General features: G+C 71.0%; 23 protein-coding genes. 11 read left to right on the top strand and 12 right to left on the bottom strand.

Features of this window, described 5'->3' with window-relative positions:
* Positions 1 to 47: 47 nt before the first annotated feature.
* Complete coding sequence (locus ACZ6AA_RS04355; RefSeq protein WP_468452585.1) at positions 48 to 677, top strand: CGNR zinc finger domain-containing protein; 630 nt, start codon at positions 48 to 50, stop codon at positions 675 to 677.
* On the opposite strand, the gene sodX is transcribed toward ACZ6AA_RS04355, so the two are convergent.
* Complete coding sequence (gene sodX / locus ACZ6AA_RS04350; RefSeq protein ID WP_190114389.1) at positions 581 to 1042, bottom strand: nickel-type superoxide dismutase maturation protease; 462 nt, start codon at positions 1040 to 1042, stop codon at positions 581 to 583. The genes ACZ6AA_RS04355 and sodX overlap by 97 nt on opposite strands.
* Positions 1043 to 1208: 166 nt before the next feature.
* Between sodX and sodN the strand changes: the two genes are divergently transcribed.
* Complete coding sequence (gene sodN / locus ACZ6AA_RS04345) at positions 1209 to 1604, top strand: superoxide dismutase, Ni (protein ID WP_468452587.1); 396 nt, start codon at positions 1209 to 1211, stop codon at positions 1602 to 1604.
* Between the two features lie 281 nt (positions 1605 to 1885).
* Entirely contained in the window at positions 1886 to 3943 is a 2058-nt protein-coding gene (locus ACZ6AA_RS04340) for a GTP-binding protein (protein ID WP_471456175.1), read from the top strand.
* A 3-nt stretch (positions 3944 to 3946) separates the two neighbouring features.
* On the opposite strand, the gene ACZ6AA_RS04335 is transcribed toward ACZ6AA_RS04340, so the two are convergent.
* The 8 genes from ACZ6AA_RS04335 to ACZ6AA_RS04300 form a co-directional block, all read right to left on the bottom strand.
* Complete coding sequence (locus ACZ6AA_RS04335) at positions 3947 to 4897, bottom strand: sigma-70 family RNA polymerase sigma factor (protein WP_468452591.1); 951 nt, start codon at positions 4895 to 4897, stop codon at positions 3947 to 3949.
* 254 nt (positions 4898 to 5151) lie between these two features.
* The gene (locus ACZ6AA_RS04330; protein WP_471456172.1) at positions 5152 to 5787 is read right to left on the bottom strand and encodes an HAD-IA family hydrolase; all 636 of its coding nucleotides are present in this window, start codon (positions 5785 to 5787) and stop codon (positions 5152 to 5154) included.
* 14 nt (positions 5788 to 5801) lie between these two features.
* Complete coding sequence (locus tag ACZ6AA_RS04325; protein WP_468452595.1) at positions 5802 to 6737, bottom strand: hypothetical protein; 936 nt, start codon at positions 6735 to 6737, stop codon at positions 5802 to 5804.
* Positions 6738 to 6791: 54 nt separating this feature from the next.
* Positions 6792 to 7169 (bottom strand): hypothetical protein, encoded by a 378-nt coding sequence (locus tag ACZ6AA_RS04320; RefSeq protein ID WP_471456170.1) that lies wholly within the window; start codon positions 7167 to 7169, stop codon positions 6792 to 6794.
* A 44-nt stretch (positions 7170 to 7213) separates the two neighbouring features.
* Positions 7214 to 7813 carry a dihydrofolate reductase family protein gene (locus tag ACZ6AA_RS04315; protein WP_468452599.1) on the bottom strand — a complete coding sequence of 200 codons (600 nt, stop codon included), beginning with the start codon at positions 7811 to 7813 and terminating at the stop codon, positions 7214 to 7216.
* A gap of 202 nt (positions 7814 to 8015) precedes the next feature.
* A complete protein-coding gene (locus ACZ6AA_RS04310) occupies positions 8016 to 8615 on the bottom strand; it encodes a GNAT family N-acetyltransferase (RefSeq protein WP_471456168.1) in 600 nt (199 codons plus the stop codon).
* Positions 8616 to 9020: 405 nt separating this feature from the next.
* On the bottom strand, positions 9021 to 10112 hold the full coding sequence (locus ACZ6AA_RS04305) for a family 2 encapsulin nanocompartment cargo protein polyprenyl transferase (RefSeq protein WP_468451747.1): 1092 nt from the start codon (positions 10110 to 10112) through the stop codon (positions 9021 to 9023).
* A gap of 148 nt (positions 10113 to 10260) precedes the next feature.
* A complete protein-coding gene (locus tag ACZ6AA_RS04300) occupies positions 10261 to 11667 on the bottom strand; it encodes a family 2B encapsulin nanocompartment shell protein (RefSeq protein WP_471456166.1) in 1407 nt (468 codons plus the stop codon).
* Positions 11668 to 12036: 369 nt separating this feature from the next.
* On the opposite strand from ACZ6AA_RS04300, the gene ACZ6AA_RS04295 reads away from it, so the two are divergent.
* The 3 genes from ACZ6AA_RS04295 (at position 12037) to ACZ6AA_RS04285 (ending at position 14015) form a co-directional block, all read left to right on the top strand.
* Positions 12037 to 12270 carry a hypothetical protein gene (locus ACZ6AA_RS04295; RefSeq protein ID WP_385721078.1) on the top strand — a complete coding sequence of 78 codons (234 nt, stop codon included), beginning with the start codon at positions 12037 to 12039 and terminating at the stop codon, positions 12268 to 12270.
* Between the two features lie 145 nt (positions 12271 to 12415).
* Positions 12416 to 13006, top strand: coding sequence for an N-acetylmuramoyl-L-alanine amidase (locus tag ACZ6AA_RS04290; RefSeq protein WP_468451660.1), 591 nt, complete (start codon positions 12416 to 12418; stop codon positions 13004 to 13006).
* A gap of 97 nt (positions 13007 to 13103) precedes the next feature.
* The gene (locus tag ACZ6AA_RS04285) at positions 13104 to 14015 is read left to right on the top strand and encodes a 1-aminocyclopropane-1-carboxylate deaminase/D-cysteine desulfhydrase (protein ID WP_468451658.1); all 912 of its coding nucleotides are present in this window, start codon (positions 13104 to 13106) and stop codon (positions 14013 to 14015) included.
* Positions 14016 to 14063: 48 nt separating this feature from the next.
* Here ACZ6AA_RS04285 and ACZ6AA_RS04280 read toward each other — a convergent pair whose 3' ends face one another.
* Positions 14064 to 15662, bottom strand: coding sequence for a Na+/H+ antiporter (locus tag ACZ6AA_RS04280; protein ID WP_471456164.1), 1599 nt, complete (start codon positions 15660 to 15662; stop codon positions 14064 to 14066).
* Between the two features lie 46 nt (positions 15663 to 15708).
* On the opposite strand from ACZ6AA_RS04280, the gene ACZ6AA_RS04275 reads away from it, so the two are divergent.
* From ACZ6AA_RS04275 to ACZ6AA_RS04265, 3 genes are all read left to right on the top strand, one after another.
* Complete coding sequence (locus ACZ6AA_RS04275; protein ID WP_468451654.1) at positions 15709 to 15969, top strand: UBP-type zinc finger domain-containing protein; 261 nt, start codon at positions 15709 to 15711, stop codon at positions 15967 to 15969.
* 244 nt (positions 15970 to 16213) lie between these two features.
* The gene (locus ACZ6AA_RS04270; protein ID WP_030359877.1) at positions 16214 to 16627 is read left to right on the top strand and encodes an ATP-binding protein; all 414 of its coding nucleotides are present in this window, start codon (positions 16214 to 16216) and stop codon (positions 16625 to 16627) included.
* The gene (locus ACZ6AA_RS04265; RefSeq protein ID WP_468451652.1) at positions 16624 to 17787 is read left to right on the top strand and encodes an RNA polymerase sigma factor SigF; all 1164 of its coding nucleotides are present in this window, start codon (positions 16624 to 16626) and stop codon (positions 17785 to 17787) included. Before ACZ6AA_RS04270 ends, ACZ6AA_RS04265 begins: the two co-directional genes overlap by 4 nt.
* Positions 17788 to 17884: 97 nt before the next feature.
* Here ACZ6AA_RS04265 and ACZ6AA_RS04260 read toward each other — a convergent pair whose 3' ends face one another.
* Entirely contained in the window at positions 17885 to 18337 is a 453-nt protein-coding gene (locus ACZ6AA_RS04260; protein ID WP_468451650.1) for a hypothetical protein, read from the bottom strand.
* 102 nt (positions 18338 to 18439) lie between these two features.
* Here ACZ6AA_RS04260 and ACZ6AA_RS04255 point away from each other — a divergent pair, with 102 nt between their 5' ends.
* Both ACZ6AA_RS04255 and ACZ6AA_RS04250 read left to right on the top strand, forming a co-directional pair.
* Positions 18440 to 19408 carry a diacylglycerol/lipid kinase family protein gene (locus tag ACZ6AA_RS04255; RefSeq protein WP_405660972.1) on the top strand — a complete coding sequence of 323 codons (969 nt, stop codon included), beginning with the start codon at positions 18440 to 18442 and terminating at the stop codon, positions 19406 to 19408.
* Between the two features lie 319 nt (positions 19409 to 19727).
* On the top strand, positions 19728 to 19985 hold the full coding sequence (locus tag ACZ6AA_RS04250; RefSeq protein ID WP_016639615.1) for a WhiB family transcriptional regulator: 258 nt from the start codon (positions 19728 to 19730) through the stop codon (positions 19983 to 19985).
* Between the two features lie 252 nt (positions 19986 to 20237).
* On the opposite strand, the gene ACZ6AA_RS04245 is transcribed toward ACZ6AA_RS04250, so the two are convergent.
* Entirely contained in the window at positions 20238 to 21704 is a 1467-nt protein-coding gene (locus ACZ6AA_RS04245; RefSeq protein WP_471456616.1) for a sensor histidine kinase, read from the bottom strand.
* Positions 21705 to 22024 lie beyond the last annotated feature (320 nt).

Raw genomic sequence — 22024 nt, 5'->3', positions numbered from 1 at the left:
TTACCTCGCACGAGAACGAAGATAGCCCGCCCCCGTAAGGACTACAAGTGGAACTGGCCTATTACTCGGACTACGCCGTGCGCCTGGTCAACACCGAGGAACCGGCTCGTCACAAGGACTCGCTGACCTCCGTGGACACGATCCGCGAGCTGTTCGGCGAGAACCAGCAGGCCGCGCGGCGCGCCACGGACTCCGACGTGACGCGCTTCCGCTCGGTGCGGGCACGGCTGCGGGGCGTCTTCGAGGCGGCCGACGGCGGGGACGAGACGCTGGCCGTGGACCTGCTGAACTCACTGCTCCTGGAGTTCCCGGTGAGCCCCCAGATCTCCGGCCACGACTACAGGGACGACGACGGCCGCCCCCTGTGGCACATGCACCTGGCGGACCACCCGTCGAACGTCACCGCCGGGTACGCGGCGATCGCCGCGATGGGCCTCGCCTTCCACCTCACGGAGTACGGCGTGGACCGGCTCGGCCTGTGCGAGGCGGCGCCGTGCCGCAACGCCTACCTGGACACCTCGACCAACCGCTCCCGGCGCTACTGCTCGGACCGCTGCGCCACGCGCGCGAACGTCGCGGCCTACCGCGCGCGCAAGCGCCTGGAGAGCGAGCGGTCGGCGAGCACGGGACGCACTGCCAAGAAGGTCCAGGAGACCAGCGCGGCGAGCGAGAGCTGACGCCGCCCGCGCGCCTCACGCTCCTCGCGGAACCTGCTCAGCGGCCGGAACCGCGCCCGCACGCGCGCGAGGACCAGCTCCTCCGGCACGACTCCGTAGACCGTGCTGTCGCCCCCCGCGTTGTACGGATTGTCGCCGAGCACCCACCAGCCGCCGTCGCGCCGTTCGACGGCACGCTTGACCACCAGCAGATCCTGCTGCAGCGGATGACGCAGGATCACCACGTCACCGGGGCGCACCCGGGCGCCGTGCCGCACCAGCATCCAGTCCCCCGGATTCAGCGTGGGCACCATGGACGGCCCGTCGACCTCGATCAGCTGGAACGGCACGCGTGTCTCCCGCCCGTCTGCCGTCGTCTCCGGCATCAGACAACCTCCGGTCCCATCCTCCACCGGCCTCCCGGTCCCATCCTCCACCGTCTCCAGTGTGACCCTGGACTTTTGTCCTAAGCCCATGGGGGCACTCGCGAAAACAGGTCTCTCACGGAGTAATGTCCCACCTGAGAAGACGATCACGAGGAAGGACAGCTCAATGCTCTCCCGCCTGTTTGCCCCCAAGGTGAAGGCCAGCGCACACTGCGACCTGCCCTGCGGCGTGTACGACCCGGCCCAGGCCCGCATCGAGGCGGAGTCGGTCAAGGCCGTGCAGGAGAAGATGGCCGCCAACGACGACGCGCACTACCAGGCTCGCGCCACCGTCATCAAGGAGCAGCGCGCCGAGCTCGCCAAGCACCACGTGTCGGTGCTCTGGAGCGACTACTTCAAGCCCCCGCACTTCGAGAAGTACCCGGAGCTGCACACGCTGGTCAACGACACCCTCAAGGCCCTGTCGGCCGCGAAGGGGTCGGCGGACCCGAAGACCGGTGAGAAGGCCCTTGAGCTGATCGCCGAGATCGACCGCATCTTCTGGGAGACCAAGAAGGCCTGATCCAGGCACCCGGGCCTTGCGCCCACCTGACCGCACCCGGTCCCCGGGGTCGCCGTTTTCGGCGGGCCCGACGGGCCGGGTGCGGTCGTTTTCTCCGCCGCCGCCTTCTCCGCCGTCGCCGTCACGGCGGACGTAAATCGGTTGCCCGCCCCCCCGGCCCGCCTGTTGCAGTAACCCCGTCACCACACCACCGGCCGAAGGAACCAGGAGCCCCCAGATGCGGCAGACGTCCATGTCCCACCAGGAAGGAATCACCCCCCGATACGAGGACATGACGCCTAGTGCAATCGCACACGCATCAGCACGAGAAGCACGAGAAGCACGAGAAGCACCAACACACCCTTAACCTGGGCATTCTGGCGCACGTAGACGCCGGTAAGACCAGCCTGACCGAGCGGCTGCTGCACTCCGCCGGAGTCATCGACGAGATCGGCAGCGTCGACGCCGGCAGCACCCAGACCGACTCCCTCGCGCTGGAGCGGCAGCGCGGCATCACCATCAAGTCGGCGGTCGTGTCCTTCGCGATCGACGACGTCACCGTCAACCTCATCGACACCCCCGGCCACCCGGACTTCATCGCCGAGGTGGAGCGGGTCCTGAGCGTCCTCGACGGTGCCGTGCTCGTCGTGTCCGCCGTCGAGGGCGTCCAGGCGCAGACCCGCGTCCTGATGCGTACGCTGCGCAGACTCGCCATCCCCACGCTCGTGTTCGTCAACAAGGTGGACCGCCGCAGCGCGGACCCCGAGCGCGTACTCGCCGAACTGGCGCGGAAGTTGACGCCCGTCGTCATCCCTATGGGCACGGTGCGCGCCCCCGGCTCCCACGCGGCGCACTACGTCCCGTACGCCCCCGACGACCCCCTCTTCACCGCCCGCCTGACCGAAGTCCTCGCCGAGCGCGACGACACGCTGCTGTCCGCGTACGTCGAGGGAGACGCCGCCACCCTCACGCCCGGCGGGCTGCGCGCGGCCCTCGCGGACCAGACCCGACGGGCCCAGGTCCACCCGGTGTTCTTCGGCTCGGCCATGACCGGCACCGGCCTGGGCGCGCTGACCGACGCCGTCAAGGAGCTGCTGCCCGCGGCGGCCGGGGCGGCGGACGGGCCCGTCGCGGGCACCGTCTTCAAGGTCGAACGCGGCCCCTCGGGCGAGAAGGTCGCGTACGCGCGGCTCTTCTCGGGCACGGTGCGCGTGCGCGACCGGGTGGCGCTTCCCGGTCTCGACGGCAAGGTCACCGCCGTCAGCGTCTTCGAGCGGGGCGCGGCCGTGCGGCGCGACGCCGTGGCCGCCGGGCAGATCGCGAAGCTGTGGGGGCTGCACCGTGTACGCATCGGGGACGTGCTCGGCGACCCGCGCCACGTACCCGAACGGCACACCGCCGCGCACCACTTCGCCCCGCCGACCCTCGAAACCGTCGTCGCGCCCCGGCACGCCGCCGACCGGGGCGCCCTGCACGCCGCGCTGACCCAGCTCGCCGAGCAGGACCCGCTGATCGACCTGCGGCAGGACGCGCTGCGGCAGGAGATCTCCGTGTCCCTGTACGGCGAGGTGCAGAAGGAGGTCATCGAGGCCACGCTCGCCGACGAGTTCGGCATCGGCGTCGACTTCCGCGAGAGTACGACCCTGTGCGTGGAGCGGGTCGTCGGCACCGGCGCGCACGCGGAGTTCATCGACACCGACCCCAATCCGTTCCTCGCCACGGTGGGGCTGCGGGTGGAGCCCGCCCCGGCCGGGACGGGTGTGGAATTCCGGCTCGGGGTGGAACTCGGCTCCATGCCCTACGCGTTCTTCAAAGCGGTGGAGGAGACAGTCGAGGAGACGCTGACGCAGGGCCTGCACGGATGGGAGGTGCCCGACTGCCTCGTCACGATGACGCACTCCGGGTACTGGCCGCGGCAGAGCCACGCCCACGCCGTCTTCGACAAGAGCATGTCGAGCACGGCCGGTGACTTCCGCCAGCTCACGCCGCTCGTCCTGATGGACGCGCTGCGGCGGGCGGGGACACGGGTGCACGAGCCGATGCACCGGTTCCGGCTCACCGCGCCCGCCGATGTGTTCGGCACGCTGCTGCCCGCGCTCGGGCGGCTGCGCGCGGTGCCGCACGCGCCGACGGCGCACGGGTCGGTGTACGTCATCGACGGCGTGATCCCCGCCGCGCGCGTGCACGGGCTCGAGCAGGCGCTGCCCGGACTGACACGCGGCGAGGGCGAGTTGGAGTCCGCCTTCGACCACTACGCGCCGGTGACCGGGACGCCGCCGGCGCGCCCGCGCACGGACCACAATCCGCTGGACCGGAAGGAGTACGTGCAGCGGGTCACGCGGCGGACCCGGGTGGGGTGAGGGTCAGTCGGCGCCGCCCGCGGGCCCCGCCGACGTGACCGCTGCCACCGTCCGCTCGTCCACCAGGTCCTGCAACCGTTCCTGGTCCGCCAGGATGTTGATCTCGACGATCCGGCCGTCCCTGACGGTGAACTCCCCGACGGAGAACGGCTTTCCGTTGTGGACGGCGATCTGCCCCACCTTGCCGTTGACCAGCGCCAGATACGTGGTCGGCGCCAGCGTGGCGAACGAGCGCGCCCCGGCGACCACCGCGGTCGCACCGCGCACGAGCCGGGAGAGCCCCTCGGCCCCGCCGCCGTCGGCCCGCAGCACCACGCCCGGATCGAGGAGTTCGAGCAGCGCGTCGAAGTCGCCCTTGCGGGCGGCCGCGAGGAAGGCCTCGACGACCTGGCGTTGGCGCGTGCGGTCCGAGTCCGGGCCGGGCCTGCGGTCCGCGTCGCGCACCCGGCGGCGGGCCCGGCTGGCGAGCTGCCGGGTCGCGGCCGGGGCCCGCTCGACGATGGGCGCGATGTCCTCGAACGGCACGGCGAACATGTCGTGCAGCACGAACGCGAGGCGCTCGGCGGGGCTCAGCGTGTCCAGGACGACCAGCAGCGCGAGCCCCACCGAGTCCGCGAGCAGGGCCTCCTGCTCGGGGTCGACGACGTCCCGGCCGCCCGGCAGCGGGCTGACCTCCGGGTCGGGCACGTGCGTTTCGGTCCCCGGGACGTCCAGGGGCTGCTCGCCGCGCTGCTTGCGTGACCGCAGCAGGTCGAGGCAGACGCGGCCGATCACCGTGGTGAGCCAGCCGCCCAGGTTCTCCACGCGTTCGTCGTCGGCGCGGCTGAGCTTCAACCAGGTCTCCTGGACGGCGTCCTCGGCCTCGCTCAGGGAGCCGAGCATGCGGTACGCGACCGCCTTCAGGCGCGGCCTGTGCTCCTCGAAGCGCTGTGCCAGAAGATCTCTTCCGTCCATCCGTCACATTCCTTTGCCGTGATCCGTCGTAGCAGTGACGTACCGACGACGACGGTGCGCCGCGGGTCGACACAGCGGGTGCTGACCAGCAGACCATGAAGCGATGCGACAGCAGTGATCTCGCCGATGTGACATGGAGGACATTGCCATGAAGGACGTCGACGCCCCCGTACGGGCGGGCGACACCGGGTGGGGCCCGGGGCCGGGAACGCCCCGTCCCCGCACGCCCGGCGATGCGCACACCCCCGGAGCGGCTACCGGAGCAGCTGTCGGCCCAACACGGGCTCCAGGGCGGCCCTGAGGTCGTCCGGTCCCCGGTACAGCACGCCCGTCATGCCCAGTGCGACGGCCGCGTCCACGTTCTCCTGGCGGTCGTCCACGAACAGACAGCGGGTGAGCTCGGCGCCCACGCGCTCGGCGGCGACTTCGTAGATGCGACGGTCGGGCTTGACCACGCCGAGGACGGCGCTGGAAACCACGTCGTCCACAAGGGTGTTGAGGCCGAGCAGTGCCAGGTCGTCGTCCAGCCAGGGGGTGGCGTTGGTGACGATCGACACCCGTACGTGCGCGCGGGCCCGCCGCAGCAGGCCGACGACCGTCTGGTCGGCCCAGAACTTGGATTCGGCCAGGGCGATGCCGAGTTCGCGCCCGCGCGCCGGGGCGAGCCCGTGCCCGCGCGTGAGTCCGGCGGCGATCGACTCGGCCCACTCCGCCTTGCCGATCCGCCCGAGCATCAGCGGCAGATCGGTCTCCGGCGCGAACGCGACCTCCGCGGTGGCGCCTTCGGGCAGTCCGGCGGCGCGTTCGAGCTCGGCGACGTCCGACATGTCGTAGAAGCGGATGACGCCGTCGAGGTCGGTGAGGACCGCGTCGAACGGAAGGGGGGACATACGCCTGTGGTCGTTCATCCACCGGCTCCGAGCACGCTCCGCACGGTCGACCGCACCCTTTCCTGGTCGGCGCGCACGGCTTCGTACGCGGATCTGTGCCGGGATATGTCGCGTCGCTGCCGTTCGGCCGCGACGGTCCGCCACACCCCGGCGGTGTTGTGCTCGCGCTTGCACTCGATGTCGGCGACCGCCGTGTCCCGCTCGCGCCCGGTGTGCCGGGTGTCGCCGTTGTCGCCGCGATGCCATGCCTTGTCGCGGAAGGCCGCTTCCGGGCTCGCGTACCGCCTGAAGCCCTTGTCGACGACGCAGTCCGCCCAGGTGGCGAGGGCGCGGCGCATCCGCGGGTCCTTGGCGACGGCCTTGTCTATCGCCTCGCGCCTGCCGACGACGTACGCCGTCATGCGGGTCTCGTCCTTGACGCCCGCCAGCACGCGCCGCGCCCCGACCTGGGCGCAGCCGTCCTTGCCGTCGTTCAGCGCGCCGTACTCGTCCCGTGTGACCAGGCGTCCCTTCGGCTCGCGCTTCTTCTGGAACTTCTTGAGCGCGTCGCGGTCGATGCCATAGCCCCGGGTGCGTGCGGCGTCGAGGTCCAGGGAGCCGTACAGAGTCGTCGAGATGGCCACCGCCAGCAGGCGGTGGGACATCTCGATGTCCTGCTCGCGCCAGTGCAGGGGGAAGTCGGCGAAGCCGCGGGAGCGCATGCACCGCTGGGTGAAGCGGGCGGTCGCCTGCTCCCGGAGTTCGTCGTCACGCGCGCTGAACTCGTACCGCTCCAGGGGCAGTCCGGACAGGTCCTTCTCGTCGTCGACCTCGGGCACTCCCGAGTCACGCGCGGCGTCCCCGCCGGAGCCGCCCGTCACGGATCCGCACCCCACGAGTGCCGCCAGTGCCACGACGGCCACCGCGACGGCCACACGACGCGACCCTCGCACCCCCCACGTCACCTTCATGCGCAGAACCCTAACCGCGCCCACTGACAGTCGGGGGTGCCACGGAGGGCCGGGCTAGGGGCCGGACCGCGGCTCCGCTCGTGGTTCGGCCTGGGGGTCGGCCGCGGTCGCGCCTGCCTCCAGGTCGATCGTCGGCGCGGGCTTCTCGCCGGGCCCCGGAGCGGCCTTGGTGTCGGCCTCCGGGGTATGCCTCGGCAGATGTCCGTACTTGCGCTTGCTCTTGTGTCCGCGGCTCGCCCGTGACTTCGCGTCCGGCTCGTCGACGACGCACGCGTCGCACTCCTGGTTGCGGCAAGGAGCCGGGCCCCACACCGGGACGTACGCCCCGAGAACCTTGCGCCGCTTGATGGCCGTACCGACGGGCCGTCCGCAGTGCTTGCACACGGGGTCGCTCTGCGGACGGGGGCCGGACCGGCGTCCATCGCTGCCCATGACCTCAGGGTAGGGCGATTCCCCGAGGTCGGACAGTCCAGCGGTCAGTCCTTCCCGCGCTTGCGGGAGTACGTACGGACGACGACGCCGTTGCCGAAGACCCGGGAGGAGGTCAGCTCGAACTCGCTGACCGCGGACTCCACGCCCGCGAACATGGGCATGCCCGAGCCGAGCAGCACCGGATAGGTCTTGAGCACCAGCTCGTCGACCTCGTCGACCAGCTGACCGGCGATCTGCGCGCCGCCGCACAGCCAGATGCCGAGTTCGCTGTCCTCGGCCTTGAGCTCGCGGACCTTGCCGAGCAGGTCGTCGGCGATGATCTCGACGTTCGCGGCGGGCGACGTCCCGAGGCTGCGCGAGGCGACGTACTCGCGCAGGTGGCCGTACGGGCTCGGCTCGCCCTCGTCCAGGCCGAGCTGGTAGCTGCCCATGCCCTGGACGACGGTGTCGAACTTCTGGTTCGGCACGTCGTCGCCGAAGCCGAGGATCCTGCGTCCGGTGGCGGAGACGGTCTCCGGGTACTCGGACTTGAGGAACCCCAGAAACTCCTCGTCGACGAACGACATGAAGGAGTTGGCGTCGCCACTCGGGTCACCGATGAACCCGTCGATCGAGACGGCGACGAAGTAGGTGAGCTTTCGCAAGCTGATTCTCTTTCCGCAGATGACAGTAGGGGTGAGGCGGGGTGACCGGGGCCACCTCGACTCGAACAACTGCATTTATAGTGCTTCATCCGCAGTGGTTTCAAGTGTTTCTTGGAATCTCTTGGAAGCAGGCACAAAAAATCGGCCCCGGGGTCCTGACGCCCTGCGCCAGGACCGACTCCGGGGCCGAACCGGGGCCGGTTCACACCACCTGCGGCTCACGCCACATGGGCCACATCCGCGGCCCGTCCGGCAGGTCGAGTGCGTCGCCGAGGTCGGTGAAGCCGAGCCGCAGATACAGCTCCCGGCCTCGCGCGCTGCTCGCCTCCAGGTAGGCGTGCAGCCCCTCGCGGTCGCATCGCGCGAGCACCGGCGCGACCAGCGCCGAACCGATGCCCTCGCCCTGCCGTTCCGGCTTCACGCCGATCATGTGCAGGTACTGGTGCGGCCGGTCGGACGGGTGGATGCCCGACGTCAGCCGGCCGATCGTCTCGACGCGCTCGTTGTCCGGGTCGACGGCCTGCCGCAGTCGCGCGGGCCCGTCGGCGGCTTCCTCGGGTGCCGGACCCGCGGGCACCGACCACCACAGGGCGACGCCCGAGCCGTCCTCGGCGATGTCCACGTACCCCTCGGCGAAGGCCATGTCGAGGAAGGCCGCCATCAGCCCACCGTGCCGCTTCCGCCGCCACCGCTCGTCCGGGAACAGCCAACTGCTCACCGGATCCCGCATGAACGCCTCGTCGAGCAGCCCGACCACCTCGGCCCGGTCGCTCTCCTCGGCTCGCCGGATCGGCACGCCCACGACGTCTCCCCCTTCGCCTCGTCCTCGCCTCGCCGAACTCGCCCCGGGCCCGTCCACTCCAGCCCCACCGGCCCCGGGCCACCCCCCACTCCAGACCCGCCAGCCCAGGGCCACGCCCACTCCCGACCCACCAACCCCAGTCCTAGCGCCGCCGGTTGCAGCCTAAGTGTTCATTTCACGCACGACGACGGTCACGCGGACACTGCTTCGGGGGCGGCCACCGGGCTGCCCGCCTCTCGGCTCACCCGCCCCGCAACACACGGCGAGCCGGTCGGCGTACGACCCCTGACCGCACGCCGACCGGCACCGCCCCCACCCCCTCCCGCATCACCGGCTGCCCAGGACGACCGTCGAACTCCCGGCGGAGCGCCCCCTCTCACGCCCCGCCGGGATGCCCCCGGACGGTCAGTGCGACCGGCGTGTGACGAACTCCGCGAGCGCCAGCAGGCCACCCGCACGCTCCGGGTCGGGGACCGCGCGGGCGAGTTCCCCGAGCGCCCGCGACATCCGGTCCGCCGCCTGGAGCTGCGCCCAGTCCCGGCCCCCGGCCCCCTCCACGGCACGGGCCATCCGTTCCAGGTCGCCCTGGTCCGGCTTCCGGCCGCACGCCCCGTCGCCCTGGTCCGGCTTCCGGCCGTACGCTCCGGCGAGCTCCGCCCCCTCGGGCGTGCCGGAGGCCAGCGCGGCGACCACCGGCAGCGACTTCTTGCGGGCGGCGAGGTCCGCCCGCGCGGGCTTGCCGGTGCGCGCGGGATCCCCCCAGATGCCGATCACGTCGTCGATGAGCTGGAAGGCGAGCCCGGCCTGCCGCCCGAACCCGTCGAGCGCCTCCACCGTGTCGGCCCCCGCGCCCGCGTACACCGCGCCGATCGCGCAGGCGCAGCCGAGGAGCGCGCCGGTCTTGGCCTCGACCATGGCCAGGCACTCCGCCAGCGAGACCTCGTCCGGGGCCCGGCTCTCCAGGGCGCAGTCGGCGTACTGCCCGGCGCACAGTTCGACGACGCACTCGGCCAGGCGGGCGGCCGCCTCCCGGGCCCCGGGGTGGGGGTCCTCGGCGAGCAGCCGCTGTCCAAGGGCCTGCAGCGCGTCCCCGGCGAGGATCGCGTCGGAGTCGCCGAACACGGTCCACGCGGTGGGGCGGTGCCTGCGGGTCGTGTCGCGGTCCATGACGTCGTCGTGGAGCAGTGTGAAGTTGTGGGTCAGCTCCACGGCCGCGGCCGCCCTGACCGCGCTCTGCGGGTCCCCGCCGAGGGCCCGCACCGCGGCCAGGACGAGGGCGGGCCTGATGGCCTTGCCCGCGTTCCCTGCCGCGGGCGTGCCGTCGGCGTGTTCCCACCCGAAGTGGTACAGGGCGATGCGGCGCAGCGAACCCGGCAGCGACTCGACCGCGGCGCGCAGCTCCGGGTCGACGCACAGCCGCGTCGACGTGAGGATGTCCGCGGCCTCGTACCCCTCCCCGAGGACCTGCCCGCGCGGGCGGGGCGCGCATTCCGTCATGTCCGTGGTGTCCGTCATGGACTCACTCCGGAGGGGCGGCGGACGGTGGCGGATCCTGGGCCTGCGGGCGCGTACGCCAGGGGTGTACCCGCTGGCGTCCCCGTGGACACGGGCGGCGGCCCGCCGCCCGTCCCGACAGGGCGTGGTCTCACCTCCACCGGCCGATCTCGACGTTCTCCAGGATGCCGAGGGCGTCCGGCACGAGGACCGCCGCGGAGTAGTACGTCGACACCAGGTAGGAGATGATCGCCTGGTCGCTGATGCCCATGAAGCGCACGGACAGGCTGGGCTCGATCTCGTCCGGGATGCCCGTCTGGTGCAGTCCGATGACGCCCTGCTCCTCCTCGCCCGTACGCATGCAGATGATCGAGGTGGTGCGCTCCTCGGTCACCGGGATCTTGTTGCACGGGAAGATCGGCACGCCGCGCCAGGTGGGGATGCGGTTGCCGGACACATCGATGGTCTCGGGGACGAGGCCGCGCTTGTTGCACTCGCGGCCGAACGCGGCGATCGCGCGCGGATGCGCGAGGAACAGCTTCGATCCGCGCCTGCGCGTGAGCAGTTCGTCCATGTCGTCGGGGCTCGGCACGCCGTCGTGCGGCTGCAGACGCTGGTCGTACTCGCAGTTGTTGAGCAGTCCGAACTCGCGGTTGTTGATGAGCTCGTGCTCCTGGCGCTCCTTCAGGGCCTCCACGGTCAGCCGCAGTTGCTGCTCGGTCTGGTTCATCGGCTGGTTGTAGAGGTCGGCCACGCGCGTGTGGATGCGCAGCACGGTCTGGGCGACGCTCAGTTCGTACTCACGCGGCCGCGCCTCGTAGTCCACGTAGGTGCCCGGCAGGACCGCTTCGCCCACGTGGCCGGCGGAGAGGTCGATGGGGGCCTCTCCGTAGTTGTTGGTCCGCTGGGCCGGAATGGACCGCAGCCGGTCGAGGTGGGCGCGCAGGGACTCGGAGCGCTCCGCGACCTGTTCCAGGTCCTGGCGCGGGAGCGTGAGGACCGTGCAGGCCGTCACCGCGCGGACCGTGTACTCCCAGATGGTCTCCGGGTCGACGAGGGCCTGCTCGCCGAAGTACGCGCCGTCGGCGAGCGTGCCGAGGACCGTGTCGTCTCCGTAGGGCCCCGTGCCCACCTTCTCGGCGCGGCCGTGCGCCAGCAGGAACACCTCGTCCGCCTGGCTGCCGAACGACGTGAGCACCCCGCCGGCCTCGAACTCGCGCTGCTGGCAGCGGCGCGCCAGCTCGGTGAGCACCTCCTGGTCCTCGAAGTCCCGCAGCACCGGCAGTTCGCCGAGCTCGGCGGGGATGACCTCGACGCGGTCCCCCGTCTTGACGAACGTGACACGGCCGTCCCCGACCGAGTAGCTCGTCCTGCGGTTGACGCGGTACGTACCGCCTTGCACCTGCACCCAGGGCAGCATCCGCAGCAGCCAGCGGGAGCTGATCTCCTGCATCTGCGGCGCGGACTTGGTGGTGGTGGCCAGATTCCGCGCGGCGGATGTGCCGAGGCTCTGCTGCGGCTGGTCCTGCTCCGAACGGATCTCTTCGCCTACCGACATGGACGATGCCCTCCCAATGATGCGCTGACCTGGATCGCAACCCTTCCAGCACGGTGAGTACGGGCGCCATTACACAAAAGAGCGGGAATGGATCGAGGCGGACGGGGCACGTTGCCGCTAACCAGGCCCGATCCCTCGTACGTCCGTCCAGGACCCTCGACGGCGGCGCTCCACGCATGCCCAGAAGCGGAATATCAGCCGCCAAGCCGAATGATTCCGGCCAACCCCTGAGGTGCGGGCCGACCGGCTGACGCGGGCGCCCACCGGGTACGGCGACGGGACGAAGGGGAACTCCAAGATCCGTGCGTTCGTTCACAAGGGCGAGCGCAGCGTACGCACCATCAGCACCGAACCATCGGGAGAAGCGACATGGCAGGCTTCCTGGACCGCGCCAGAGAACAGGTGCAGCAGGGTCTCACCCAGGGCAAGCAGAAGCTGGACGACGTGCAGGCGCAGCGAGCGGGCAACGACCTGCTCAAGCAGCTCGGCGCGGCGTACTACGCGGAGCGGCGCGGCAGCGGCACTCCGGACGCCACCCAGCAGGCGCTCTCCGCCCTGGAGACGCACATCGCGACGCACGGCGACGGCTTCCTGCGCGCCTGACCGACCCGCGCCGACCAGCCCTCCGGCTGACCGGATCGACTCGCACGGTGCCCGAACAAATGGTTCGGGCACCGGCGGTTCCGGTACAAGCTGCGTACGAGGCGGTGCGCGACAGGCGACCGTCGCGCCCGCAAAGGAGGCGGTCATGGCCCCACCCATGTCCGCGAACAGGTTCCTGGATCTACTGAGAGAAGAAGGCGTCACGGTCGTCGAAGTCGGCAACTGGCGCGAGCACAACCGCAACCATGTGGGCCCCTGGGGCCCGGTGCACGGCGTGATGATCCACCACACGGTCACGTCCGGCACCGAGCAGACCGTGCGCATCTGTCGCGACGGCCACTCCACCCTGCCCGGCCCGCTCTGCCACGGCGTCATCACCAAGGACGGCCGTGTCCACCTAGTCGGCTACGGCCGCTCCAACCACGCCGGACTCGGCGACGACGACGTCCTGCGAGCCGTCATCGCGGAGAAGCGCCTCCCTCCGGACAACGAGGCCAACACCGACGGCAACCGCCACTTCTACGGCTTCGAGTGCGAGAACCTGGGCGACGGCGAGGACCCCTGGACCGATGAGCAGCTGGACGCCATCGAGAAGGTCTCGGCCGCCGTCTGCCGCCACCACGGGTGGACCGAGCGCTCCGTCATCGGTCACCTGGAGTGGCAGCCCGGCAAGATCGACCCCAAGGGGTTCACGATGGACGCGATGCGGGAGCGGATCGGAGAGCGACTGAAGTAGCCCGCGAGGCCCCGGCCAAGCACTCCCCCAACCCCCCACCTCCGCTTCTCCATGCTCCACCGGACCCGGCCCGCCCACCACGAGGGAGAATGGCGGGGTGCGCCCCACCCCGCCCGCCTCCGCCCTGCGGCCCCGGCTCCCCACCCCGCTCCAGCCGGTCTCAGACCCTCGTTTCGAGGCCCGCGACGTCCGCCTTCTCCTCAAGCGCGACGACCGAATACACCCGGACCTGCCCGGCAACAAGTACCGCAAGCTCGCCCTCAACCTGGAGCGGGCGCGCGCGGCGGGCCACCGGACGCTGCTCACCTTCGGCGGCGCCTACTCCAACCATCTGCGCGCCACCGCCGCCGCGGGCCGCCTGCTGGGCTTCGCCACCGTCGGCGTAGTGCGCGGCGACGAACTGGCCGACCGCCCGCTGAACCCGTCCCTCGCCCAGTGCGCGGCGGACGGCATGCGGCTGCACTTCACCGACAGATCGACGTACCGGCAGAAGGCGGATCCCGCGGTCCTGGCCGCGCTCCAGCGGCGGACGGCCACCGAGGACGCGTACGTCATCCCTGAAGGGGGCAGCAACTCCCTCGCCGTCCAGGGCTGCACGGCCCTGGGCGCGGAGCTGCGCGACCGCACCGACGTCGCGGCCGTCGCCTGCGGCACCGGCGGCACCCTCGCGGGCCTCGCCGCGGGCCTCGCACCCGGCCAGCGCGCGCTCGGCATACCCGTCCTCAAGGGCGGCTTCCTGGGGCCCGAGATAGCGGGCCTGCAGCGCGCCGCCTTCGGCGCCCCCGGCACCAACTGGACCCTGGACGAGCGCTTCCACTGCGGCGGCTACGCCCGCACCACCGGCGAACTCACCGCCTTCGCCGACGACTTCGAGCAGCGCCACGGGCTCCCCGTGGAGCGCGTGTACGTGGCCAAGCTCCTGTACGCGCTGACCGCACTCTCCGAAGAGGGCGCGTTCGCCCCGGGGACGACGGTCACGGCCGTCGTCACGGGCACGCCGCCCGGCTGACCCCCGTGGTTCGCCCGGCCCGCACCGGCCTCGCGCGGCGGCCTCCGCTCACTCCTCGATCTCCCGGTGGGCCGCCGCCTCCTCCAGGTCCAGCTTGCGCAGCAGGGTCCGCAGCAGCTCGTCGTCGATGCGCCGCTCGTCCCGCATCCGTACGAACACCTCGCGCTCCGCGGCGATCGCCTCGCGCGTGAGCCTGCGGTAGGTGTCGTCCGCGGACTCCCCCGTGACGGGGTTGGACTGGCCGAGCCGCTCCCACACCGAGTTGCGGCGCCGTTCGAGAACGGTGCGCAGACGGTCCTCAAGGGGCCCTGGCAGCCGGTTGCGCTCGTCCTCCATCAGCTCCCCCAGGCGGGCCTCCGCGGCCTGCGAGGCGGCGTTCTGGGCCTGCGCCTCGGCCAGCGTCTGCGCCTGCGTGTCCCGCCCGGGCACCTTCAGGACCCGGATCAGCCACGGCAGCGAGAGTCCCTGGACGACCAGCGTCCCGATGACCGTCGTGAAGGTCAGGAAGAGCACGAGGTTGCGGCCCGGGAACGGCTCGTCGTCGTCCGTCATCAACGGAATGGAGAACGCGATCGCCAGCGACACCACACCCCGCATCCCGGCCCAGCTGACGATCAGCGGCCGCCGCCAGTCCATGTCCCCCTCGCGCTCGCGGATCCGTGCCGACAGCGCGCGCGGCAGATACGTCGCCGGATACGACCACACGAAGCGCACCACCACGACGCACACGAACACCGCGACGGCGTACCAGATCGCCTGCCCGACGCTGTACTCGCCGAGTTCCCCGAGCACCACGGGCAGCTGCAGCCCGATGAGCGCGAAGACCGCCGACTCCAGGAGGAAGCCCACGACCTTCCAGACCGCGGCCTCCTGGAGTCGCGTCTCGAAGTCGACCTGCCAGGAACGGTGCCCCAAGTAGAGGGCCACCACGACCACGGCGAGCACTCCGGAGGCGTGGAACTGCTCCGCGGCGGCGTACGCGACGAAGGGGATGAGCAGCGACAGCGTGTTCTGCAGCAGCGATTCCTTCAGGTGGGTGCGCAGCCAGTGGATCGGCACCATCAGGATCAGCCCCACACCGATCCCGCCGACCGCGGCCACCAGGAACTCCCGGATGCCGCCGCCCCAGCTCGCGCCCTCGCCGACGGCCGCCGCGAGCGCCACCTTGTAGGCGGTGATCGCGGTGGCGTCGTTCACCAGGGACTCGCCCTGGAGGATCGTCGTGATGCGCGAGGGCAGTCCCACACGGCGTGCGATGGCGGTGGCCGCGACGGCGTCCGGCGGCGCGATCACCGCCCCCAGGACGAGCGCGGCGGTCAGCGGGAGGTCGGGGATCAGCAGATACGCGAGCCAGCCGACGACCAGCGTTGCGAACAGAACGTAACCAACGGAGAGGAGCGCGACGGGTCGCACGTTGGCCCGCAGGTCCAGATACGAGCTCTCCAGGGCGGCCGTGTGGAGCAGCGGCGGCAGGATCAGCGGCAGCACCACGTGCGGGTCGAGGTGGTATTCCGGCACCCCGGGGACGTACGCCGCGATCAGGCCCACGCCCACCAGGAGCAGCGGCGCGGGGACGGGGGTCCTGCGGGCGGCACCCGCGACCGCGGCACTCGCGGCGATCAGCGCCACCAGGGGCAGTACGTCCATCGGCAAGGCCCTCCGCGGTCCGCTCTCCCGTCGTAACCTGGCCATCATGAACGAGTGCTCGCACGTCAGCGCGCTGCCCCACCCCGAACCGGCCGCCCTGAGCGAAACGTGTCTGGAATGCCTCGCGGCCGGCAGCCACCCCGTGCAGCTGCGGCTGTGTCTGCTCTGCGGGCACGTGGGCTGCTGCGACTCCTCGCCCTTCCAGCACGCGACGGCGCACTTCAAGGAGACCGGCCATCCGGTGATGCGGACCTTCGAGCCGGGCGAGGACTGGCGTTGGTGCTTTGTCGACGGTTCGATCGTCTGAGGCCTGGGTACGTCAACCCGACGCTCGTTCTTTCCAATTGGGTCCGCGAAACCCCTAGCCACTGTCCGTACCCGTAGGCTTACTATGAGTGACAGCAACGGGGTGGGGCCCCGGGACACGGAACTGGGCAGCGCGGTAGCGTCACCGCTGAAAAACGTGGTGCGTCACCCGTGTGACGCAGTCCGGACCGCCGCGGCGCGACGGCCGGAGCCCCGAAAGTGCTTGTACCACCTTGGAGGTGAGGGTGTCCCAGATCGCAGGCGAGCCCGGGAATCAGGACTTCGTGGAGGTCCGCCTTCCGGCTGCGGGTGCCTACCTGTCGGTGCTGCGTACGGCCACGGCCGGCCTCGCGGCACGCTTGGACTTCACCCTGGACGAGATCGAGGACCTCCGCATCGCTGTCGACGAGGCGTGCGCGATCCTGCTCCAGCAGGCCGTGCCCGGTTCCGTGCTCAGCTGCGTCTTCCGGCTCGTCGACGACTCCCTGGAGGTGACCGTCTCGGCGCCCACCACGGACGGCCGCGCCCCGGAGCGCGACACCTTCGCGTGGACCGTCCTCTCGGCCCTCGCGGGCAAGGTCAACTCCTCGGTGGCCGACGACAAAACCGTTTCGATCAGCCTCTACAAACAGCGCGGCGCGGGACCCGGGCCGGCGTGAGGAACGGGGACGGGCCGGTGCGGGACGAAGAGCGCGGCACACGTGGCACACACGGTCTGCCCGCCCGCGGCAGGGGCGGCACACGGCCGGCCTCCGGGCGCGGTCCGGTGGAGCCGGGGCCTGCCCCTGGCAGCATCCCCGAGCAGCAGGCCAGGCCGCACCCACAGGACCCGGAGCAGCAGGGTCAGTCGGCGGCCGGGACGGCCGCCGCGCGAGAGCAGGCAGAGCCGACCGCCGGGGACGGGACCGACGAGCTGTCCGGCCCGGGTGGTCGACAGGACCAAGCAGGCGCCGCACGCAGGGGGTCCCCCCGGGCGTCCAGCACTGGGGGCCAGTCCCCAGAAGGGCGGCGGCGGGTGACGGGCGGGACGATGAGCGAGCACGAGCAGCACAGCCGGCACGATCCACAGGACCGCAGCGGCGCGCGGGCGAAGTTCATCGAGCTGCGCGCCCTGCAGAACGGCAGCCCGGAGTACGCGGAGCTGCGCAATCAGCTGGTCCGCATGCACCTGCCGCTCGTGGAGCACCTGGCCCGCCGCTTCCGCAACCGCGGCGAGCCCCTGGACGACCTGACCCAGGTCGCCACGATCGGCCTCATCAAGTCGGTGGACCGGTTCGACCCGGACCGCGGCGTCGAGTTCTCCACGTACGCCACCCCGACGGTCGTCGGCGAGATCAAGCGCCACTTCCGTGACAAGGGCTGGGCGGTGCGGGTGCCGCGGCGCCTGCAGGAACTGCGGCTCGCGCTGACGACAGCCACGGCCGAGCTGTCGCAGCTGCACGGCCGCTCCCCGACCGTGCACGAGCTGGCCGAGAAACTGGCGATCTCCGAAGAGGAGGTCCTGGAGGGCCTGGAGTCGGCGAACGCCTACTCCACGCTGTCCCTGGACGTCCCGGACACGGACGACGAGTCACCGGCCGTGGCGGACACCCTGGGCGCCGAGGACGAGGCCCTGGAGGGCGTCGAGTACCGCGAATCCCTCAAGCCGCTCCTGGAGGACCTGCCGCCGCGCGAGAAGCGCATCCTGCTGCTGCGGTTCTTCGGGAACATGACGCAGTCGCAGATCGCCCAGGAGGTCGGCATCTCCCAGATGCACGTCTCCCGGCTGCTCGCGCGCACCCTGGCGCAACTCCGCGAGAAGCTCCTCGTGGAGGAGTGAGCGGGCCGCACAGCCCCACAGTGACGCCTCTGGGGGCGGCGAGGATGTCCTCGCCGCCCCCAGAGGCGTCACTGCGACCGCGTGCCGGTCCGTGCGGCTACTTGCTGCCTTCTTGTACGTTGCCGGGCCCGCCGATGCCGAGCGCCTCGGTCGTGGCGGGGTGGATCAGAAGCACCAGCGTCGCCACCGCGATCGCCGCGAGCGCGATACCGCCGGGGATCATCGCGCTGTCCGCCTGGAGCAGCTGCCAGGCCACGGGCAGCGCCATGATCTGCGTGATGATCGCGGGCCCGCGCGCCCAGCGGCGCAGCCGCAGCAGACCGCGCGCGGCGAGCAGCGGCAGCAGCGCGAGGACGATCAGCGTGACGCCGCCCGTCGTCGCCTGGCGCGGATTGTCGGGGTCGCCCGCGAGCCCCATGACGAGCATGTAGGCACCGCCGACGACGAGGGCAAGGCCCTCCAGCGCGGCGAGCGCCGCGGCGGCCGTGAGGCGCCCGGGGCGGGGGCCCGACGCGGGGGCTTCGGGGGTGGTCTTCGGCTCAGTGCTCACGCATCGAGGGTAGCCCCGGGCGTCTGGGGAGCGGCACGTCGGTGCGGTTCGGGCCAGACCTCGGTCTGGGCCAGGTAAAGACCCCTAGGTAGTCTGCTGCGCATGCGTGCACTTCTCGTGGTCAACCCGGCGGCTACTACCACCAGTGCGCGCACACGTGACGTACTGATCCACGCGCTCGCGAGCGAGATGAAGCTGGAAGCGGTCACTACGGAGTACCGCGGTCACGCCCGGGACCTCGGTCGGCAGGCCGCGGAGAGCAAGGACATCGAGCTGGTGGTGGCCCTCGGCGGCGACGGCACCGTCAACGAAGTCGTCAACGGTCTGCTGCACAACGGCCCCTCTCCGGAGAACCTGCCTCGCCTCGCCGTCGTCCCCGGGGGCTCGACGAATGTCTTCGCGCGCGCCCTGGGCCTGCCGAACGACGCCGTGGAGGCGACCGGCGCCCTCCTGGACGCGCTGCGTGAGGGAAGTGAACGCACAGTGAGCCTCGGGCGGGTCTCCGGGACTCCCGGGACGGATGATGAAGCGGTGCCGTCGCGCTGGTTCACGTTCGCGGCGGGGCTGGGATTCGACGCCGGTGTGGTCGGTCGGGTCGAACAGCACCGGGAGCGCGGCAAGCGCTCGACGCACGCTCTTTACGTGCGCCAGGTGGTACGCCAGTTCCTCGGCGAGGGCGACCGCCGACACGGTTCGATCACGCTGGAGCGGGCCGGCGAGGAGCCGGTGACGGACCTTGTGATGTCCATAGTCTGCAACACCTCCCCCTGGTCCTACCTGGGCAATCGTCCGTTGTACGCGTCTCCGAAGGCGTCCTTCGAGACGGGCCTGGACGTGCTGGGACTCAAGCGTCTCTCGACGGCTTCGGTGGCCCGGTACGGCACCCAGCTGCTGCGGTCCACACCCGACCGCGGGCCCCACGGAAAGAACGCCGTCTCGCTGCACGACCTGACGGACTTCACCTTGCATTCGAAGGTGCCCCTCCCCCTCCAGATGGACGGTGACCACCTGGGGCTGCGGACGAGCGTGACGTTCACAGGCGTACGCCGTGCACTGCGTGTGATTGTGTGAGTGGAAGGGCCTAAAGTCCTTTCACTCGAACGTTTAGGCCAGGCTCCACCCCATGGAAGTACGGCTGTGACTCAGTCGACACCGAGGAATCAAAAAAAACTTTCCGGAAGGGGTTGTATCCGCCGCCGAGGTTTGCGAATCTCTACATGGCGATCGGGACGGCCCGCAACATCGGCCTCTACAGGTCGCCAGAACCCCTCCTCTCACCACAAGGTCCACACCAGGCAACTGGGAGTCGACCCTTCCCGTGCGGGGGGATTCGTGAAAGCGTTCACATTCACAAGCAATCTTCATGTAAGACCAAGGAGAGGTAGCAGCCATGGACTGGCGTCACAACGCCGTTTGCCGCGAGGAAGACCCCGAGCTGTTCTTCCCCATCGGCAACACCGGTCCTGCGCTGCTGCAGATCGAGGAAGCCAAGGCCGTCTGCCGTCGCTGCCCCGTCATGGAGCAGTGCCTGCAGTGGGCGCTTGAGTCCGGCCAGGACTCCGGCGTCTGGGGTGGCCTCAGCGAGGACGAGCGCCGCGCGATGAAGCGCCGCGCCGCCCGCAACCGGGCGCGCCAGGCCAGCGCCTGACGCCCACGCCCCTTTACGAGCCTGAGCTTGGCGGCGCGTGTGCCTGACGGCATTACTCCGTAGACAGCGCGTACGCAACCCCCGCCCCCGAGCCGCAGCCGCGCAGTACCCCCGATGCGCATCGCAACGTGAGCAGGAAGCCCCGGACCGACACGGTCCGGGGCTTCCTGCTGTGTGCGGCGCCATGTGTCCCGCCGCGCGGGACTGCCGACACCTTTGCTGTGCGTGTGCTGACCTTGCTGTGTGCGAGTGCTACTTGTCGCCGCGTACCGGAACATCCAGGACGACGCGGGTCCCTCGCTCCGGCGCCTTGACCATGTCGAACGTGCCGCCCAGCTCGCCCTCGACGAGGGTGCGCACGATTTGCAGCCCCAGGTTGCCCGAGCGGTGCGGGTCGAAGTCGTCGGGAAGTCCGACGCCGTCGTCCTGGACGGTGATCAGAAGGCGGGCCTCCTTCGCGGTGCCGCCGCGGACCGCGGAGACCTCGACGGTGCCGGTGTCCCCCTGTGCGAAACCGTGCTCCAGGGCGTTCTGCAGGATCTCCGTGAGAACCATCGACAGCGGCGTCGCGACCTCGGCGTCGAGAATGCCGAAGCGGCCGGTGCGCCGACCCGTGACCGTACCGGGAGAGATCTCCGCGACCATGGCGAGGACTCGGTCGGCGATCTCGTCGAACTCCACGCGCTCGTCCAGGTTCTGGGAGAGCGTCTCGTGGACGATGGCGATGGAGCCCACGCGCCGCACCGCCTCCTCCAGGGCCTCGCGGCCGGAGACGGAGTCGATGCGGCGCGCCTGGAGGCGCAGCAGGGCCGCGACCGTCTGAAGGTTGTTCTTCACCCGGTGGTGGATCTCCCGGATGGTGGCGTCCTTGGTGATCAACTCGCGCTCGCGACGGCGCAGTTCGGTGACGTCCCGCAGCAGTACGAGCGAACCGATGCGCGGCCCCTTGGGCTTGAGCGGGATGGCGCGCAGCTGGATCACGCCGTCGCCGCCCTCGATCTCGAACTCGCGGGGCGCCCAGCCGCTGGCCAGCTTGGTCAGGGCCTCGTCCACCGGGCCCCGGGACGGGGCGAGTTCGGCGGTGGCCTTGCCCAGGTGGTGGCCCACCAGGTCGGCGGCGAGGCCGAGCCGGTGGTACGCGGAGAGGGCGTTCGGCGAGGCGTACTGGACGACACCGTCCGCGTCCAGGCGCACCAGTCCGTCGCCCACGCGCGGGGAGGCGTCCATGTCGACCTGCTGCCCCTCGAAGGGAAACGATCCCGCGGCGATCATCTGCGCCAGGTCGGACGCCGACTGGAGGTAGGTGAGTTCGAGGCGCGAAGGGGTGCGCACCGTAAGGAGGTTGGTGTTGCGGGCGATGACTCCGAGGACGCGCCCCTCCCTGCGCACGGGGATGGACTCGACCCGCACCGGCACCTCCTCGCGCCACTCCGGGTCGCCCTCGCGCACGATGCGCCCCTCGTCGAGCGCCGCGTCGAGCAGCGGGCGGCGGCCGCGCGGGACGAGGTGGCCGACCATGTCGTCCTGGTAGGACGTCGGGCCGGTGTTGGGCCGCATCTGCGCGACGGAGACATAGCGCGTGCCGTCGCGCGTGGGCACCCACAGCACGAGGTCGGCGAAGGAGAGGTCGGAGAGCAGCTGCCACTCCGAGACCAGCAGATGGAGCCACTCGAGGTCGGAGTCGCCGAGGGCCGTGTGCTCGCGTACGAGGTCGTTCATGGAGGGCACGTGTGCGAGCGTACCTGGCGGTCCGGGCAGGTCCGGGAGTGTTCACCTCCCGGCGCCGGTCCCCGTCGGGCAGCGGCGCCGGGGCGGGACCCTCAACCCGACCCCAACACCGCGGCCCTTCGGTGCATCGGCAGCCAGAATGTGCGGTACCGGCCGCCGATTGAGGAGTGCCCGGCGCGGTCAGGGCAGAGAGCACCGGCTCCTCGGCCGCTCTTCTGTGCGGGAAGAGCGGAGCTTTACTCCCGCATTGTGGACTAGACCATTCTCCCATGTCTATGTGCGGGACGGGGTTTGTTGTCGGATCTTCCTCC

The organism is Streptomyces sp. NPDC040610 (assembly GCF_055594065.1).
The sequence above is the reverse complement of the archived record's forward strand: the minus strand, read 5'-3'. Positions and strand labels throughout refer to the sequence as shown.

Coding starts and splice junctions, on each gene's coding strand:
- sodX (WP_190114389.1), bottom strand. CDS start 1,042: ATGCCGGAGACGACGGCAGACGGGCGGGAGACACGCGTGCCGTTCCAG.
- sodN (WP_468452587.1), top strand. CDS start 1,209: ATGCTCTCCCGCCTGTTTGCCCCCAAGGTGAAGGCCAGCGCACACTGC.
- ACZ6AA_RS04335 (WP_468452591.1), bottom strand. CDS start 4,897: ATGGACGGAAGAGATCTTCTGGCACAGCGCTTCGAGGAGCACAGGCCG.
- ACZ6AA_RS04330 (WP_471456172.1), bottom strand. CDS start 5,787: ATGTCCCCCCTTCCGTTCGACGCGGTCCTCACCGACCTCGACGGCGTC.
- ACZ6AA_RS04325 (WP_468452595.1), bottom strand. CDS start 6,737: ATGAAGGTGACGTGGGGGGTGCGAGGGTCGCGTCGTGTGGCCGTCGCG.
- ACZ6AA_RS04320 (WP_471456170.1), bottom strand. CDS start 7,169: ATGGGCAGCGATGGACGCCGGTCCGGCCCCCGTCCGCAGAGCGACCCC.
- ACZ6AA_RS04305 (WP_468451747.1), bottom strand. CDS start 10,112: ATGACGGAATGCGCGCCCCGCCCGCGCGGGCAGGTCCTCGGGGAGGGG.
- ACZ6AA_RS04300 (WP_471456166.1), bottom strand. CDS start 11,667: ATGTCGGTAGGCGAAGAGATCCGTTCGGAGCAGGACCAGCCGCAGCAG.
- ACZ6AA_RS04295 (WP_385721078.1), top strand. CDS start 12,037: ATGGCAGGCTTCCTGGACCGCGCCAGAGAACAGGTGCAGCAGGGTCTC.
- ACZ6AA_RS04290 (WP_468451660.1), top strand. CDS start 12,416: ATGGCCCCACCCATGTCCGCGAACAGGTTCCTGGATCTACTGAGAGAA.
- ACZ6AA_RS04280 (WP_471456164.1), bottom strand. CDS start 15,662: ATGGACGTACTGCCCCTGGTGGCGCTGATCGCCGCGAGTGCCGCGGTC.
- ACZ6AA_RS04275 (WP_468451654.1), top strand. CDS start 15,709: ATGAACGAGTGCTCGCACGTCAGCGCGCTGCCCCACCCCGAACCGGCC.
- ACZ6AA_RS04255 (WP_405660972.1), top strand. CDS start 18,440: ATGCGTGCACTTCTCGTGGTCAACCCGGCGGCTACTACCACCAGTGCG.
- ACZ6AA_RS04250 (WP_016639615.1), top strand. CDS start 19,728: ATGGACTGGCGTCACAACGCCGTTTGCCGCGAGGAAGACCCCGAGCTG.
- ACZ6AA_RS04245 (WP_471456616.1), bottom strand. CDS start 21,704: ATGAACGACCTCGTACGCGAGCACACGGCCCTCGGCGACTCCGACCTC.